Raw genomic sequence first — 17,628 nt, 5'->3', positions numbered from 1 at the left:
ACTTAAACTAAATATTTTCAAAATTAATTATTTCCTTGCTTCTTACCGTCTTAGTAATTTTCTTACCAATTAAGTATTGTGCAAATTTAGGAGGTAACCCCTCCCCAGGTCTTTTAAACTCTATATCATTCTTATCTATAATATGCCCAGCTAATAGATCCTTTTTGGCTATAATACTTCTCCTTGCTATTCTTCTCATCTCCATTTCCTTCTCTGTTGGTTTAACTCGAGAAGAACCCATGGCTTTTTCTGCAAATCTAATAGAATAAACTAATTTTTTCATTTCATCAATGTCTGCTGAAAACCAGTGATCTGGACCTGCCATATTCTTATCCAGTGTAAAGTGCTTTTCTATTATCTTTGCACCCAAGGTTACTGCCATTACAGCTGCTTCATTTCCCATTGTATGGTCCGAAAACCCTACAATTGCATCAAATGCATTCTTTATAGTATTCATTTTTCTTAAATTCACTTCCTCAGCATCTGCAGGATATGAAGATATACAATGTAATATTGCTAAATCATTATTACTCTCACCTCTTATAGTTTCTGATGCCTCTTCTATTTCCGAAATATAAGCCATTCCTGCAGATATAATCATAGGTTTGCCTTTACTTGCATAGTATTTCAATAGTTCTAAGTTTGTTAAATCATCTGCCCCTACCTTAATAATTGGCATGTCAACAATACTAAGTAAGAAATCCAAATCAGAAGGATTTTGTGGCGTAGAAAAAAATATTATATCTTTTTCCTTACAATAGTTAGCTATATCAATCCATTCTTTTTCATTAAATTCATATCTTTTAAACATTTCATACATAGATTCTGTTATTTCTTTGCCTTGGGATTTATATACATACACTTCATCTCTATCAGAAATAAACTCCTCAGCTTTAAAGGTTTGAAATTTTACAGCATCTACACCGCATTTCTTGGCACTATCTATCATTTTCTTTGCTATCTTTATATCTCCATTGTGGTTTATTCCTGCTTCTGCAATTATAAAAACAGGCTGATTTTCTCCTATATACCTTTCTTCATTTATTTTTATTAAATTCATAAGGAGTAACTACTTCCCTCCTTTATATTGCTTTAATAAGATTTCACTAGCTCTTTTCATTCCTTGAAGTTTAAGAATATTCGCCCCTTCTATAATCTCACTATTCAAATCATAACTATCCTTTTTCTGTACAGATGCCTTATTTATATAGTTTAACCACGGCTTTTTTAAAAGCAGCTTAATAACTTCTTCGGCTGAAAAATTTCTATTTACCTTATATAACTCATCATAAACAGCACATAATAGCATATAATCGTCCATTGTATCTAAAGTAACTCTTAATCTTGGATAGCGATATTTTGTGGCTGCCAACACATTTTTCAATTTATAAATCTGTGGATTTTCATATATATAATCTGTTACATGCTCTCTTTGATAGGATTTATAAGCTTCTTCGTATGTTTTTTTTAGTGCTGAAAATTTTATTACCTCAACATCTAAACCTATAGGAAATGTTCTTTCTAGCACAGTTGAGACATAATCACAACTTTCATCTTTTAAATACTCCCCTATTACTAAGTCAATGATCTCTCCATCAATGCAAGGGCAGTCGCTTGTGACTCTAACAATTACATCAACTAAGTTTTCTTTTGCTGCAAAATAGTATCTTGATAATACATCTTCTTCCGAGCCTCTAAAGAACTTAACCTTCTCCTTTTGAGCTATTTTTACTATTTCGTCATCCTCCACCTTATTAGTTGTTGCAATTATAATCTCATTTAAGTATTTTGACTCTTTCATTCTTCTTATATCTTGCTCAAGCACAGTGATATTAGATTTATATGGTAAATGCATTAATACTTTACTTGGCAGTCTAGTAGAACTTGTTCTAGCCTGAGTTATCATTGCTATTTTCATAGATATTCCTCCGACCTTTTATATAAATTCTTTTAATATATTCTCCAATTTCGTACCATTGACCCTTCTAGATAAATAATTTATAAACAATTCTTTTTCTTTATCATTAGTTATAGAAGTATAATATTGTCTTAGCTTTTCTATCTCACTACACTCAATACATAGCTCTATCTGAACATAGTTATCTATAACGCCAATATCAAATAAAAGTTCCTCATAGGCTTGTTCGTTACTTATAGGTTTTGTCTTATTTAAAGAAAATTTCAATATTTCTTCCACTGCTGATTTTATTTTAGGTTCTATAACTACATTTTTCACCAATGCTTTTACATTCTTAGCTTGATCCTCAATTATTTCCAACAGATTATCCTCTTCAGTTGCGACTATAGCTAATTTTTTATCAAACACCATCTTAAATTTTGTTCTATAATACTCATCTCCATAAAGAATAATAGAAGGTACTCCAAATGACATAGCCTCATAGGTTGTAGATGATCCTAAATTTATATTCATGTCCATGAAGTTAAGCAGTCCTAAAAGAGGTAATTCTGTTGAATACTTATATTCAAGGTTCGAATTCTTTAGAGACCCTAATAATCTAATATCTCTATTTTTGTCACTGTTAGGCGTCATTGGGTGAAATCTTATAAACCAGTTCCAATTACTTGGAGACCTTTCGATAGTATCTAATATCCTGTTTGGAATTACTCCTGGAGAGGTATGGGCAAATAAAATATTTACACAATTAGGCTTATTTAAAATACATCCAAGCTTTTCTTCAACGTATTTATTTATATTTTCCAATAACCTTTTATCATCTTTCAAACACATCTCAATCCAAGGATCTCCCCCATCAACTGCACCATATATTTCAGGCTTATTTTGAGTCCACTTTTTAATTGCTGATGCTTCCACATTATCAAAGCTCCAAAAGTAATTAGGCAAAAGTTCGTATCCCCACTTAGGAAGCTTGTTCCATTCTAAATAAATAGAATTCTCCCCTCCTGGTCCATGTGATATATCAACTGAAGTTACTCCACATTCCTTGCATGCTAAACAAAATGCATATCCAATATAGTTTTGAAATACTGAAACAAACCCTAACTTTGGTTTAACTCTATAAAATATTGCCTTAAAATAATCAGCCATTCTTCTAATTCTTATATAATCAATAGCTATAGATTTTATTGAAAAATCAAATATATTTAATTTGGTTTTCTCCCTAAGTCTATTTAGCTTATACAAAAATGCATTAAATCCTTCTAATCTATATTCAAGATTAATATCTTGATCTTCCTTAGCTACTACATAGTTAAGATGTTGTTGAATATGCACAGCAGGTCTATATTCAGGATATCTATATATATTGTCAAGCATTAGATAGTCTAATGACAATGTCTTTAATCCCATATTTTCAAGTTCATCTGCAATAGGATCACAAAATCTACTGTACCAAACACCATCTACTTCACTTCTGAAGCCAGCTCTACTTAAAAACACTGCATCAACTTTTTTCTCTAACCATGATGAATCCTTTTTAACTTTTATTTGATGAATATAATCTTCTTTTTTATCAGTTGAATCAGTATTACGTTTATTGGCATTATCTACTGCTATTCCATATAAAGTATTTCTAATTAAAGACCATATATGAACATCCCCCATTACCCATTCTTCTACTGGATAGTGAGCCTCTATATCTTTAATTATTTTCATAAGCTCTTTGTTCAAGTATTCTTCATTAGTTACCTTTCTTTTAATTTCTTCTTCCTCTTCACATTTTTTGATTATTGATGCTTCATGCTCATCCAATAATTTCTCTATTCTTTTTACTAATTTATCATTAACTTCTTTATCGCTATTTAAAATACTAGCCTTTTTATAAAATTCAATTGCTTCTCCGTATTCATTTAGTTGCTCATAGGTATAGGCTGTATTGTATAACAAATCAAACTGATTTGAATCTATCCCTAATCCAATATGAAGTATATCCAATGCTTCATAGTATCTTTTTTCATATATAAGGAGTGTAGATCTTATTGAATAGCTCTCAATATGATTCTGTGGTATCTTCTTATATTTCTCAAAAAGTTCTTTTTCTAATTCTTCCATGCCTTTTCCTAAAAGAATACCTTTCGCATCATTTATATTCATTTGACATCTCCTTATTAATTGCTTATTTCTCGATCAATTATCTTCTTTATCCCATCTAAAAAAGAATACTTAGGATACCAATTTAACTCTCTATTAGCTTTTGTTATATCAGCTACAACATCATTCATTTCATTTTTTCTTTGACTATCCTCACTAATCACTTTCTTCTCAATATTTAATATTCCTAGGACAACTTCAATTACTTGCTGTACACTAATTGAATAACCGCTCCCAATATTATATACGGAATAATTTTTGTTATTATTTATAGTTAAAAGTATTGCATCAACTACATCTTCTAAATAGATATAATCTCTTTTAGGAGATAAATCTTTAATTTTTATTTCATTGCTATATAGAGCTTGATCGATTATATGAGGAATTAGAAATTTTTTATTTTGCCCTATTCCATATATATTAAAAGGACGTATAATACTTACATTTACATTAAACTCTCTTGAATAAAACTCACACATTTGCTCTGCTATATACTTAGAATGCGCATAAGGATTATTCGGACATATATCCGAAGATTCTGAAATAGGCATGGTTTTAGGTTGTCCATAGATATATGAACTAATAAATGTTAAATCAATATTGTATTCCTTACATATCTCCAATATATTCAAAGTTCCAAAGGTGTTAACTTTATAGAACTCTTCTGGTTGCATCCAACTCTCTGGAACAAACGTTTTTGCTGCCAAATGAAAAATATGACCTATCTTTTCAAGATTAAACGTTCTTAAAGTTTCTATACTTGTAACGTCTCCATTTGAAGAATTCAATTCCAAAACCTCATATTTTAACTCTATCAATTTTTCTTTTAACCTTCTTCCAATAAACCCATTTGATCCAGTTAGCAATACTTGTTTCAAATTACTCACCTCTTTTCTATGCTTATTGAATAGAATCTTTACCTATTTTCATAAACATCTCAATTGCCTTCTCATAATCATCTGGTCTTCCAATATCTAACCAATATCCATCAAATTCAAAGCTATATATTCTATCACGATTTTGAATCATATCTAATACCAAAGAATCGAGCCCATATGGAATTCCTTTTTTTACATACTCTAATACTTCAGGTTCAAACACGTAAATCCCCATACTTACGTCATAGTTATATTCTGGCTTTTCTATAAAACTTGTAATAAGTCTATCGCCATTAAAGTTTAGAACTCCAAAATCAATCTTAGAGAATCTTTTATTTGTTGCTATCGTAGCTTTTGCTCTTTTTTTCTTGTGAAATTCTATTAATTTATTAAAATCTATATCCGTAAGTATGTCTCCATTCATTACAATAAAGGTTTCGTTTAAATCTTCTATAAATGCTAATGGTCCAATTGTACTTAATGGTTTTTCTTCATAAATAAAATCTATAGGTATTCCAAACCTCGAGCCATTACCGACATAAGCCTCAATAAGATTCCCAAGATACCCTAATGTTATAGTTACTCTATCGAAACCTGCCTTCTTTAATTTCAAAATTACAAATTCTAATATTGCTATATCTCCAATTGGCATAAGTGGTTTGGGAATTACAGTTGTATATGGTTTAAGTCTTTCGCCTCTTCCCCCTGCCATTATTATTGCTCTCATGAGTTCACCTCTTTATATATAATAAATATTCGTTTTATAGTACTTCATATTCTCTACACGCTTCTAAACTATTTGTAGAGCCTTATTCCTTATAAATGTTTCCCCATGTATCTATTGCTTTTTCCCAAGAAGTCATATTCCAAATTTTATCCCTGTTTTCTCCACAATTAACTATTAACTTTTCTAAATTCTCAATGGCATATATTACTTTCTCTCCCACATCTTCAACCCTATCTACTTCTAATAAATAAATATCTTTATTTTTAAATATTCCATAAGGTAACCAGCTACCTGCTATTACTACATTCCTTGCATAAAGATACTCTTGCATGGAACCACTTAACTGATCAGTTGTTTGTACATGGATCATAATATCCGAGATTATTCTAAGCTTTGCTATATCTTCATCACTTAGAAATTCATCTATAATCATATACTTTAATCCTGATTCACTAAGTTTCTCACTTACCTCGTTAACTACAGCCCCATCCCCATATGTCATAGGAAATAGAAAATAACACCTATCTGGTATTTTGTCTTTTATTCTTATTAATGACTCAATTAACAAAATATGATTTTGCGCAGGTGAGGCATTATGCCCGCAAGTTACTATTATAGAGTTTTGTGGACATTGTAGTTCATTCTTAATCTTGTCCTTACCTTCTTTCATAAATCGTTTAATGTAATCTAATTGTATAAGTCCAAATCTACATACAGAAAGTTTTTGACTATATCTGTTATTATAAAAGTTATCAAATTCTTTTAATGTATCTCCATTTCCAAAATTAATATTGTCTGCTACTTCTATTATCTTTTCTTGATACTTTTTGTCCTCGTTTATTGTTCTATAAAAATCACTTCCCCAAACTGTTGCAACTAATTTAGTACATTTTTGCCTAATTTCATTAAATACTTGTCCATAAAATGGTGCTAAAAAATGGATATGAATAATATCATACACTTCAATGTTTCTAAGTATAGCTATCATTTCATCTAGACTTTTATAGATAAAAACTTGATTTAAACTTTCACTTATCCTATCATTCCTATAATTCTCGTCCATAGTTAATAAATCAAATTCAATATCAAAACCAGCCTTTAAATTTATTAAAAAATTTTTAGTATACACAGAAAAAAAATGACAAATTACTAAACATTTTTTTTTATTGTTCTCATGTATTATACTTTTAGAGTTTTCCATTATTTCTTCTCCTATAGTCTCAGAGCATTATGATTTAATATATTATATTTATCTAGAAATGAATTGTGCTTATTTTACTTATCTTTAAAATAAGAGAACCCTACTCAAAAGTATTTTTTAAGCAGGATTCTTTTAAATTTAAAGTATTATTTTTAATGTTCCGTAGCAGCTACATTAGTCTCGGAATAGTGTTTATAACCTGAATTCCATTTTGCATACCTTATATCACTCCGATGATCTACTAAGCTATAATTTTCTTTTAAGAATTCCCCAAAATTCATTGTTACTTTATTAGCACCCCAAACGTTTAGATGTCCTGCATTATTCATATCTGTTTTAAAGTTAAAACCTATTTGATCAAACTTATCACAGTAATTTATAAATGTTATATTATTATCTTTTGCTATCTCAGACACTTTATTAAACATTTTAGCTGGCTCCCTATTCCAATTGTCACTCCCTGATGTACTTGCATAATCATAAGGAGCATTAGTAAATATAAGTTTGAAGCCTTCTTTTTTAGATAAATCTATAATTTTATATAAATACCTTTCTGCCTTTGGTGGAATAGTCCCTATTTCTTTAGTAGTTATATCCCCTTTTCTATCTTCACCATACATTTCATTACCTGCTGAAAATCCTTTTTGATAATACGAACTTCCAATGTCAAAGCTAAAATCTTGTTCCGTTAATTCCTTCCATCTATTGTGGTACTTAATCATCGGGAAAAGAAAGCTAGCCCACTGATCTTTAGGCGTGGTATTAATGATTGCTTCAACTTTATTTTTTGACAATCTCATATTATCTAGGACATATCTAACATATCCTTCACTTCCAAATTCATCAGTCAATCCTAAATAATACAAATCAACTACAATAATAGGATTTTTATGTTTCTTTAATACTTCTTTTAATAAATAATATGTAACATCTATTGGCTGACCTCCAGTTCCATAATTGAAGCTGCTTATTCCATATTTACTCCACAATATATTAGGATCAATTCCCCCGTTCATGTGGCTTGAACCTAATAAAACAACATCATATTGATCATCTATATTTTCATACAATCCTTGAATCAACTTGCTCCTATGATTTATCTTAATAACAAATATGGAATTTAGAATAGAAATAACAATTGTTAATAATATACAAAAAATTGAACCCTTTAGAATTGCTTTTCTAATCATTAATATCCCTCCTAAAACTGGGAATAGATAAATTGTTGTGGATTATATCCTTCTCCATATACTCCAAAAACTAATATAAAAATAATACAGCTAAAGTATACAGACCATCTAAATACTGTATTTTGTTCTGCCAGTTTACTTCTCAAGCTCCCTTTTGCTTGCATTACATTTATAGTTAATACAATTGCTATACCAAGTATTGATATCAAGAAATCCTTTGAGTCCATACCCAACTTACTGACAGAGTCAACTGATAGAGGCAATGGATTAAAAAAAGTCATATTTCTAATCATAATTTTTGCTGTATTGAATGAGTCTGCTCTGAAAAATATCCATGCAAAATTCACTAACACAAATGTTACTAATACTTGAAGTAGTTTGTAGCTAAATACCTCTGTTCGTACCTTGAATATGCTAGTAAGCTTCATTTTCATTGGCTTAAATATATCTCCTAATACTTGATAAGTTCCGTGCAGTATACCCCAAATTATAAAATTTATTGCAGCACCATGCCACAATCCACTTAATAAAAAAACTATCATTACATTTGTATAGGTTCTTAACTTACCACACCTATTTCCCCCTAATGGTATATATAAATAATCCTTAAACCATGCACTTAATGAGATATGCCATCTCCTCCAAAAATCTTTTATAGATCTCGAAAAATATGGTTGTTTGAAGTTATATTTTAATCTAAAACCCATAACTTCTGCTGCTCCAATAGCTATATCTGAGTAAGATGAAAAGTCACAGTATATCTGAAATGTGAAAAATACCGTAGCTATAATTGTTTGGAAGCCTTTATAATTCCCAGGATCATTGTATACAGTATTTACCAGAACAGCTAACCTGTCTGCTACAAATAACTTTTGAAAGAATCCCCATAGCATTAAAAGTAATCCATTTTTTACTCTATCATAATCAAAATAATGTTTTTCATTAAACTGATGTAATAAATTTTTAGACTTCTCTATTGGTCCTGCAACTAATTGAGGAAAAAAAGATACAAATAAGGCGTATTTACCTAAATTTTTTTCAACTTTTACGTCCCCTCTGTAAACATCCATGGTATAACTTAGTGCCTTAAAAGTATAAAAGGATATGCCTACTGGCAATAAAAAATCAAAAGTTGGTGTTGCTATTGTTATATTAAACAGAGAAAATACTCTTTTTATATTGAAGTTAAAAAAGTTATAGTATTTAAATAAAAATAACACTCCTAAATTAATCATAAAGCTCATGAAAACCCATATCTTCTTTATCATTATGGACTTTTTTTCATCACTTATCTTATCTGCATTTTCTATTAATACTCCACTTAAATACGTAACTATAGTTGAAAACCCTAATACTAATGCATATTTAGGACTCCAACACATATAGAAATAATAACTAGTTCCTAATAACCATACCCATCTAATCTTAAAAGGTATTAGGAAATAAATAATGGTTACAACAGGAAAAAATATTAAAAAACTAATTGAATTAAATATCAAAGTGATATTCCTCCTTAAGTATACAATTACTTTTCATATGTAATATTCCTAATTTGGTAATTTTTATACTAATATATACCTCACAAATCTTAAATATTTTACATATTATATGGGAAGAAGGTTTTCCAAAATCTTATATTTTAATGGGGGATGTGATTGAAGTGGAAGACTGTAAAAATTATAAAAACTCAATTATTTTGCCTAATCCAATAACACAGGTTGCTAGTATGGCTAACCCTTTATTTTTGTCACTTCAAGGCAAATACTTTGTAGGATATGCTGATAATATGGAATTTGAAAGTGGAAACATTGCCTGGGCTGGATTAATTAATCCACCTAACTCTGGAGTAAATCTTTTTGCTTTTGTTTGGACAGTTACAAATATTGGAGAAGCTCCACTAATTGCTAGGGTATGGGTTAATGCTACCCCTCCTAGTACCCCAACAAAATCTGAATTCGTTACTCCTGCTAATACCGCTATTCATCCATTGCCTGTACCAAAAGTATTACTACTCCAAGGAAATAATGCATTGAGTGAACCTGAAGATGGAACTAATGTATATGTACGAGAGGTTAATCCTGAGGTTACAATTGCTAGCGATGAAAATGGTAGATTGATATTTCCTCCTGGAGGCTCATTAATTGTTACTATATCTTATCCCAAAGGAACAATAGGAACTGGGATGGGACGTGTTGCCTTTGGATGGAGTGAAGAAAAAACTAATGAAAATAGGAGGTGCCTATAGAATGGACTTCTGTAATAAATTCCAAAGCTCTATAAACTTGCCCAATCCAATAACTCAAGTAGCCAGTATGTCCTATGATTTATATCAGTCTATTCAAGGGAATTTTTTCTTAGGATCTACAGATGAATTAATCTTTGGAAATGGAACAAGAGCATGGGCTGGTTTATTTAATCCGTTTAACTCAAATGTTAATTTCTTCGTTTATTCTTGGGAAGTAGCAAACACTGGAGATTCTCCAATAAGGGCCCAAATATGGTTTAATAGTTATCCAACAGGCCAACCAATGCGCGTATTGACTGTTGCTCCTGGCAACACAGCTCTATGTCCTCTACCAAAACCAAAGGTAAAATTTCTTCAAGCCACTAATGTAACTAGCGAGCCTGAGGATGGCGTCAAAGCTTTTGTTAGAAGAGCTCAAGCCAACACTACAGTTGGAGATGTAGAGTTTGGGAAATTCATATTTGCTCCCGGCGGCTCTTTTTTAATTGATTTATCCAATCCAGAAGCACCTAATGAACCTGCCAAAGCAATTGTTTCCTACACCTGGTTTGAAGAAAAAATTAACTGTTGATTTAAATGAAAATGGAAGGATGCTCACTCATTGTTATAAATGAGAAGCACCCTTTTTTTACTATATTTTCTTTTAGCAGTGATGTTCCCTACTTTGACATCTTTTATCCCAAAATAGTAAAATTATTTAATAACACTTTCTCTGTGGTTTTCTATATATAAAAGCGTATAATCTTGATATTTCCAAATATCAGTATTTTCTTATCCTAATTAATATTTAATTATTTTCTAATAATATTTTAATCTTTATGTTGGATAATAATTGAGAAGAACTGATTTATCTATATTTAAAGTGCATAATTAAGGATGTGATACTTTGCACACTGTATTAGAGTTAATTAATCAATATGGATATATGATTCTATTTTTTGCATTAATTTTAGAATTAATTGCCTTCCCTCTACCTGGAGAACTTATAATGACCTATTGTGGGTTTCTTGTATATGACTCTAAAATGAGTTGGCTTTTAAGCATATTGGTAGCATCTTCAGGTGCAGCCTTAGGAATAACAATTTCTTATTTTGCAGGAACTAAACTGGGATTAAACTTTTTTAAAAGACACGGTTCATATATTCACCTTGGACAAGAAAGACTAGAAAAAACCTCATCATGGTTCAATTCCTATGGAAATAGATTGTTGATTTTTGCTTACTTTATCCCTGGCGTTAGACATATAACTGGTTACTTTTCAGGAATAACACAAATATCTTATAAAAAGTTTTCTACTAATGCATATCTTGGAGCACTAATATGGGCATCTACTTTTATTTCCTTAGGTAAATTTCTAGGTCCCAATTGGGAAAAGTTCCATGGTTATATATCAAAATATCTACTTATAGGAAGCTTAGTTATTCTAATTATTTTGGTTATTATTTATTCTTATAAGAATCATAAAGATGAAATAATAAAATTTGCCTATAAGTATATGGCGAAAGCTCTCACTACATTTCATTCCATGGGGAGGATAAAGGTTACTATTGCTTTTATTTCTGTTGCTTTTTTAGGTTTTTTCGCTCTTGTAATTGGATTAATTCAAGACTACTTAGCCAATGAACTTCAACAATTTGATAAGATTACTACTTACTTAGTAAGCGTGGTTTTTGATGAAAATTGGGATTTTTTAATAAGCTTTCTAAGTTATTTGACTTCTATTAAAATACTAATTCCATTAATAATTCTTATGATTATATATATTTCTAGAAAAGGCATTGATAAGCTTCTTGAAATGCGATTTTTGCTTATTACAATTGTTGGTGGAGAGGTCTATCTATCAATCCTAAGATACATTTTTAAACGTATAAGTCCATCATCAAATATATTAGAAAATATTCAATATAGCTTTCCTAGCAAGGAATCGTTAATAGCGATAATTACGTACTCTTTTATTACCTTTATACTAATACGCCACACTAAGAAAACTTGGGTTAATACTGCACTAGTTTTAATAACCATATTAGTTTGTATTTTATCTGGTCTTAATCCACTATATTTTCAAACTGAATATCCAAGTGATGTATATGCAGGATATATTTTCGGTGGTGTATGGGTCACCTTAAATATTATTCTACTTGAAATATATAGAATAATACCTAAAGTACAATCTTAAAAAGGTAATATAAAAGCAATCTAGAATTACTCATTCTAGATTGCTTTTATACTTTAATAAAGTATTATTTCTTTTTCTCATTCAAAATCTTTCTTAGTTCATCCTTTGTAATCTTCTCATCATAATAATCTAACTTTAAGTCTACTAAATTAAGAAGTTCATTATACTTCTTTAACTGTTCCTCTATTACATTTTTTTGATCAAGTATTATCTTACGTCTTTCTGATATAGTATCTTCACCCATAGCACAAAGATCAACATATTTTTTTATATATGCAATAGACATTCCTGTTGCTCTCATGCAATCAATAATCTGAATCCATCCTAAATCATCCTCTGTATATAATCTTCTACCACTCTCATTACGCTTAATTGATGGAATTAACCCTTCCTTTTCGTAGTACCTTAAGGTATAAGATGATATATTAAACTTTTGGGCCACTTCTTTTATTGAGTAACTCATACACTCACCCCTTTAAGAATAATCTTGTTTTAACTAAAATATAGTACTCATTATAAATGTTGTAATAATTAAAAATCAACTTCTATAAAATCCCCATTGACTTAGAGTGCACTCTAAGAAATATACTTATATCATCATGAAAAATTTGATTTATAGAAAGGATGAATACTATGGATAAAACCATTCAAACACCAATAAACTCAGAATATAACTTTTATACAACTGCAAAAGAAGTTATTAAAGGAATAACCTTACAAGGTAAAGTTGCAATTGTTACAGGAGGGTACTCCGGAATTGGGTTAGAAACAGCTAAGATATTGGCAGAAGCTGGGGCTAAAGTGATAGTTCCTGCAAGAAGCATTGAAAAAGCTAAAGAAGCAGTGAAAGGAATTGAAAAAATTGAATTAGAAACCCTAGATCTTATGGATCCTAATTCTATTGATGCCTTTGCTGAAAGATTTTTAGCCTCTGGAGAACAACTAGATATTTTAATAAATAGTGCAGGAATAATGGCACCTCCTCTAATGAGAGATAAAAGAGGGTATGAGTCTCAATTTGCTACCAATCATCTTGGACACTTTCATTTAACTGCTAAGCTTTGGCCAGCCTTGAAGAAACCAGGAGAGGCAAGAGTTATTGCTGTGTCTTCTAGAGCCCAACGTTTAGGAGGTGTTAATTTCGAAGATCCAAACTTTCAAAATACCGAATATGATAAATGGAAAGCTTATGCTCAGTCTAAATCAGCAAATGTGCTTTTTGCCGTAGAGCTTGATAGACTGGGTAAAGAGTATGGAGTAAGAGCATTTGCAGTGCATCCTGGATTAATTCCAACAACTGATTTAGGAAGATTTTCTGAAGACGGGAAAGTCGCTCCAAAGCAAATAGAAAGTAACAACAAAAAGCTTAATGAAAATAAAAATGCTGATGCGTTTAAAAATATTGAGCAAGGAGCAGCTACAAGCGTTTGGTGTGCAACCAATCCTAAGCTTGAAGGAATGGGGGGAGTTTACTGTGAAGACTGTAATATAGCTGAAGCTGTTCCATCAGATAGCTTGAAAGGAAATGGGGTACGTCCATGGGCTATAGATTCTGAACTCGCTAAAAGGTTATGGCAGCTTAGTGAAAATCTTACTGGTGTTAAATTTAACATATAACCTAATATAGATTTAAAGAAAAAGAAGAATCTAAAATAAACAGATTCTTCTTTTTACCTCATATAAACATTAATAAATCCTGAAAGCTATCAATAACATAATCATATTCTTCAACGTCCCCAAAACCATATCTTGCATAAACAAAAGGTATTCCTGCAACTTTTGTTGCTTTTAAGTCTCCTTCGGTATCTCCTACATACACAGAAGCCTTTAAATTATTTCTTTCTATTATTAATTTAATGTTTTCCCCTTTATTTAACCCAGTATTACCTGAACTCTCATGATCTTTAAAGTACTTCTCAAGTCCATGATACTTATAAAACGCTTCTATATATCCACACTGACAGTTACTTACAATGAATAAATTGTACTTCTTTGATAACTTTTCCAATGTTTCTTCAACTTTATCATATAAGATTGCTCCACTCTGTTCCAAGTGTTCACATTCTCTCTTGCAACAATCTTCCATTATTTCAGCCTTCTTAGCATCATCAAGGTATGGAAATAGCTTTTTCCCAACCTCTTCTTGTGTTAATCCCATTATACCTTTCATATCATCAATGGTTAATTTATTATTTACCTCATCATATTTATCTAAAGTTTTATTCCAGCAATCTATAATGCTGCTTGTTGAATCCCATATGGTTCCATCCAAATCGAAAATAATACTATCTAATTTCATATTTCCTCCTATCTATCAAGACCCTATAAATTTATTACTCTATAATATTTTCAATTATAGCATAACTCATTCGAATATATTCATACGCGTAATTAGTCCACTTAATTATGATTATCATTATTGGGAGACATACCAATTATAGATAATACTCCTTTGATTGAACGAAATTCTTTTAAAGGATATTCAGTGTAATTTAATTCAGGATATTCTAATTTAACTTGTAAATATTCTTTAAGATCCATTTGGTTTGTTGAATTCTTTAGTCTCAAGTATATCTCCTGCGCTTCAATATCCAATGGATTATTTATTCTAGAAACCCTTTCACTTAAAGCTAGGTTTAAATCACTTGGTAACTCCAAATCATCCATCTTTTTCTCACCATTATATGACATTATTGCATTACAATATATATGTTCCATAGATTTTATTACTTAATATTTTAAGAATGAAATCTTAATGCTTTTCTGATAAATTTAGATATAGCACTTCGATATTTTTAATCAGTTACTTTTATACAATTAAAGTGTAATGGATAAATCTCTGCAATATAACCTGAAATATATAATTTTGGCTATACCACTAATAAAATTTACATAGATAAATTATGTTAAATATTTCTATAAAGTTTTATTAGAGCACAGTCTAAATAAACAAATTTTAAATTTAATAAATTGTTTTTATAAGTATCAATTTTAAATAAACAAAATGGTATAATAAGGTGAATTTATAAGTAAAGTAAGTATAAATTATGAAAGTTGGATATATAAGAATCTCAACCATTGAACAAAATACAGCAAGACAATATGAAATGATGAAAGAAAAAGGAATAGAAAAATATTTTGAAAATAAATGTAGTGGTAAAAATATAAATAGAAAAGCATTAAATGAATTAATGGAGTTTATAAGAGAAGGAGATGTTGTATATATTGAAAGCTTCAGTAGACTTGCAAGAAGTACAAAAGATTTACTAGATCTTGTAGAATATTTCACTGATAAAAAAGTAAATTTAATAAGTTTAAAAGAAAATTTAGATAGTACAACAGCTACTGGAAAACTTATGCTTACTATGATTGGATCTATAGCAACATTTGAAAGAGATTGTATGTTAGAAAGACAATCTGAAGGAATTGCAATTGCCAAACAAAATGAAAAGTATAAAGGAAGAAAGAAAATTAAATTTCCTACAAACTGGGTAGAAATTTATAAACGATATAAGCATAGAGAAATAACTGGAACTAAGGCAATGGAAATATTAAATTTAAGAAGAAATACATTTTATAGTTTGATAAAAGAATATGAGAATACAAATAAATTCCTAGTATGTAATTTTTAATAATTTAAATTTAATTATCTATAAAATTTTAGGATATGTTTTATGCTTTTTCCACTGCTACACAAACCAAATAACATCAAAACTATCTAAGGCACTCCTATTTACCTGATTCATTAAAGCAATTACTTCCCGCCCAGCTTGAATCACTAATACTTATCACACCAATATGAAGCTAATCACATTGAACTTCATATTTAGTTCTACTATAAACTGTAATTCCATTATTAAGGATGGTTTAGTTTTGAACAGGACATCATCTTATACACATAGTTATTTGGGAATTAAAGAATTTAAATTAAAATATAGAATACCTATGCAGGCAGCATCGGTGGCTAAAAATGTAAGAGCTATAATAATATAAATCTAAAGAGTATAATAACTACACATGTACTATGTATTATATTTTTTTATAGCTATTTAGATATTAATACATTTCGGTTTAGAAAATACGAAGGAGGACGAAGGTTAACATCTTCATTAGATCAATGAGAAATAAAATTGTAAAAATGCCTAACGATAGGATCAAACCATCAAATTATCATAATGTACTAAAACTCAATGGATTAACTGTAATGGAAACTTGTAGTTTGACTCAAAGTAGTCGTCAAGGAAGAATTTATCTTGAGGATCATCTGTTATTATTTGTTTTAAGTGGTATATATACCATAAATCTAGGCAAACAACAAATAACTGTGAAGAAAAATCAAATGGTACTTATAAAAAAAGGTGTGGTTATAGAATATAATAAGATAGGTGATTTAGATTATAATAATACTTTAGATTACTGGATGTTTTTTCTGAAGGATGATTTATTGAAACATTTTGCAAAGATGATAAATATTAAACCAGGAGAGTACAAGCAACTAGTTACAATTAATGTTCAACCCATGAATGAGCGTTTGTTAAAATATTTAGAATCTATAAAGTCCTATTTCAATGAAAATGAATCTATTGACAACAATTTAATAAAACTAAAACTTTTAGAACTTTTATATGATCTAGCTGCCATCGATAATAATTTCATACAACAATTACTTCAATTTAAACCTCCGTCGAGCACAAATATCACTAAAGTCCTGGAAGAAAATATAATGAACCCAGTTTCACTCAAGGATTTGGCATATTTATCTGGAAGAAGCTTATCAAGCTTTAAAAGAGATTTTTATGCAATTTATCAAGTTCCGCCAGCCCAGTGGATCCGAGAACGCAAAATCACTAAAGCCAAAGAACTATTGGCTAGTACATCGCTCTCTATTACAGATATTTGCTTCATGACAGGTTTTGAAAATCTGGCGCATTTTTCCCGTATATTTAAAAAAATTACTGGTTCTTCTCCCACTTTCTATAGAAAAAAAACAAATTATGAACTCTAGTATTTGAACCAAATAATCAAATACTTTGAATCATTTAGAAAAGAACATTATCCTCTTAAATGTTATACTAACATCAAGATCTGGGAAAAATAAGATCAGTAATAAAAATTATACTTTCTCTTAATGTAAATTATGTT

17 protein-coding genes are annotated in these 17,628 nt (G+C 29.9%); 6 read left to right on the top strand and 11 right to left on the bottom strand.

Features of this window, described 5'->3' with window-relative positions; all coding sequences use genetic code 11:
* Positions 1-7: 7 nt before the first annotated feature.
* The 8 genes from JK634_RS17315 to JK634_RS17280 all read right to left on the bottom strand — a co-directional run bounded on the left by JK634_RS17315 (position 8) and on the right by JK634_RS17280 (position 9,564).
* Positions 8-1,060, bottom strand: coding sequence for an N-acetylneuraminate synthase family protein (locus JK634_RS17315; protein WP_202768987.1), 1,053 nt, complete (start codon positions 1,058-1,060; stop codon positions 8-10).
* A gap of 9 nt (positions 1,061-1,069) precedes the next feature.
* The gene (locus JK634_RS17310) at positions 1,070-1,918 is read right to left on the bottom strand and encodes a cytidylyltransferase domain-containing protein (RefSeq protein WP_202768986.1); all 849 of its coding nucleotides are present in this window, start codon (positions 1,916-1,918) and stop codon (positions 1,070-1,072) included.
* Positions 1,919-1,936: 18 nt separating this feature from the next.
* Complete coding sequence (locus tag JK634_RS17305) at positions 1,937-4,072, bottom strand: tetratricopeptide repeat protein (protein WP_202768985.1); 2,136 nt, start codon at positions 4,070-4,072, stop codon at positions 1,937-1,939.
* Positions 4,073-4,086: 14 nt separating this feature from the next.
* Complete coding sequence (locus JK634_RS17300) at positions 4,087-4,947, bottom strand: NAD-dependent epimerase/dehydratase family protein (protein WP_202768984.1); 861 nt, start codon at positions 4,945-4,947, stop codon at positions 4,087-4,089.
* Between the two features lie 22 nt (positions 4,948-4,969).
* On the bottom strand, positions 4,970-5,674 hold the full coding sequence (locus JK634_RS17295; protein WP_202768983.1) for a sugar phosphate nucleotidyltransferase: 705 nt from the start codon (positions 5,672-5,674) through the stop codon (positions 4,970-4,972).
* Between the two features lie 82 nt (positions 5,675-5,756).
* Entirely contained in the window at positions 5,757-6,875 is a 1,119-nt protein-coding gene (locus tag JK634_RS17290; RefSeq protein WP_202768982.1) for a glycosyltransferase, read from the bottom strand.
* A gap of 152 nt (positions 6,876-7,027) precedes the next feature.
* Positions 7,028-8,065, bottom strand: coding sequence for a hypothetical protein (locus tag JK634_RS17285; protein WP_202768981.1), 1,038 nt, complete (start codon positions 8,063-8,065; stop codon positions 7,028-7,030).
* A gap of 11 nt (positions 8,066-8,076) precedes the next feature.
* Complete coding sequence (locus JK634_RS17280; RefSeq protein ID WP_202768980.1) at positions 8,077-9,564, bottom strand: MBOAT family O-acyltransferase; 1,488 nt, start codon at positions 9,562-9,564, stop codon at positions 8,077-8,079.
* Between the two features lie 161 nt (positions 9,565-9,725).
* Between JK634_RS17280 and JK634_RS17275 the strand changes: the two genes are divergently transcribed.
* The 3 genes from JK634_RS17275 to JK634_RS17265 all read left to right on the top strand — a co-directional run bounded on the left by JK634_RS17275 (position 9,726) and on the right by JK634_RS17265 (position 12,486).
* Positions 9,726-10,310: a DUF6143 family protein gene (locus tag JK634_RS17275; RefSeq protein WP_338031244.1), complete on the top strand. Its 585-nt coding sequence runs from the start codon at positions 9,726-9,728 to the stop codon at positions 10,308-10,310.
* A 1-nt stretch (position 10,311) separates the two neighbouring features.
* The gene (locus JK634_RS17270; protein ID WP_202768979.1) at positions 10,312-10,881 is read left to right on the top strand and encodes a DUF6143 family protein; all 570 of its coding nucleotides are present in this window, start codon (positions 10,312-10,314) and stop codon (positions 10,879-10,881) included.
* Positions 10,882-11,196: 315 nt separating this feature from the next.
* Positions 11,197-12,486: a VTT domain-containing protein gene (locus JK634_RS17265; protein WP_202768978.1), complete on the top strand. Its 1,290-nt coding sequence runs from the start codon at positions 11,197-11,199 to the stop codon at positions 12,484-12,486.
* Between the two features lie 64 nt (positions 12,487-12,550).
* On the opposite strand, the gene JK634_RS17260 is transcribed toward JK634_RS17265, so the two are convergent.
* Complete coding sequence (locus JK634_RS17260) at positions 12,551-12,949, bottom strand: MerR family transcriptional regulator (protein WP_202768977.1); 399 nt, start codon at positions 12,947-12,949, stop codon at positions 12,551-12,553.
* Positions 12,950-13,119: 170 nt separating this feature from the next.
* Between JK634_RS17260 and JK634_RS17255 the strand changes: the two genes are divergently transcribed.
* Positions 13,120-14,103, top strand: coding sequence for an oxidoreductase (locus JK634_RS17255; RefSeq protein WP_202768976.1), 984 nt, complete (start codon positions 13,120-13,122; stop codon positions 14,101-14,103).
* A 58-nt stretch (positions 14,104-14,161) separates the two neighbouring features.
* On the opposite strand, the gene JK634_RS17250 is transcribed toward JK634_RS17255, so the two are convergent.
* Both JK634_RS17250 and JK634_RS17245 read right to left on the bottom strand, forming a co-directional pair.
* Entirely contained in the window at positions 14,162-14,785 is a 624-nt protein-coding gene (locus JK634_RS17250; RefSeq protein WP_202768975.1) for an HAD family hydrolase, read from the bottom strand.
* 101 nt (positions 14,786-14,886) lie between these two features.
* The gene (locus JK634_RS17245; RefSeq protein WP_202768974.1) at positions 14,887-15,177 is read right to left on the bottom strand and encodes a hypothetical protein; all 291 of its coding nucleotides are present in this window, start codon (positions 15,175-15,177) and stop codon (positions 14,887-14,889) included.
* 356 nt (positions 15,178-15,533) lie between these two features.
* Between JK634_RS17245 and JK634_RS17240 the strand changes: the two genes are divergently transcribed.
* Positions 15,534-16,118, top strand: a complete 585-nt coding sequence (locus JK634_RS17240; RefSeq protein ID WP_202768973.1) for a recombinase family protein — start codon at positions 15,534-15,536, stop codon at positions 16,116-16,118.
* 485 nt (positions 16,119-16,603) lie between these two features.
* Positions 16,604-17,491 (top strand): AraC family transcriptional regulator, encoded by an 888-nt coding sequence (locus JK634_RS17235; RefSeq protein WP_202768972.1) that lies wholly within the window; start codon positions 16,604-16,606, stop codon positions 17,489-17,491.
* Positions 17,492-17,628: the final 137 nt, after the last annotated feature.

The sequence above is a fragment of the Clostridium paridis genome (genome assembly GCF_016765615.1).
In the GTDB taxonomy this organism is placed as follows: domain Bacteria; phylum Bacillota; class Clostridia; order Clostridiales; family Clostridiaceae; genus Clostridium_T; species Clostridium_T paridis.
This window is presented reverse-complemented; position numbering and strand designations above follow the sequence as displayed.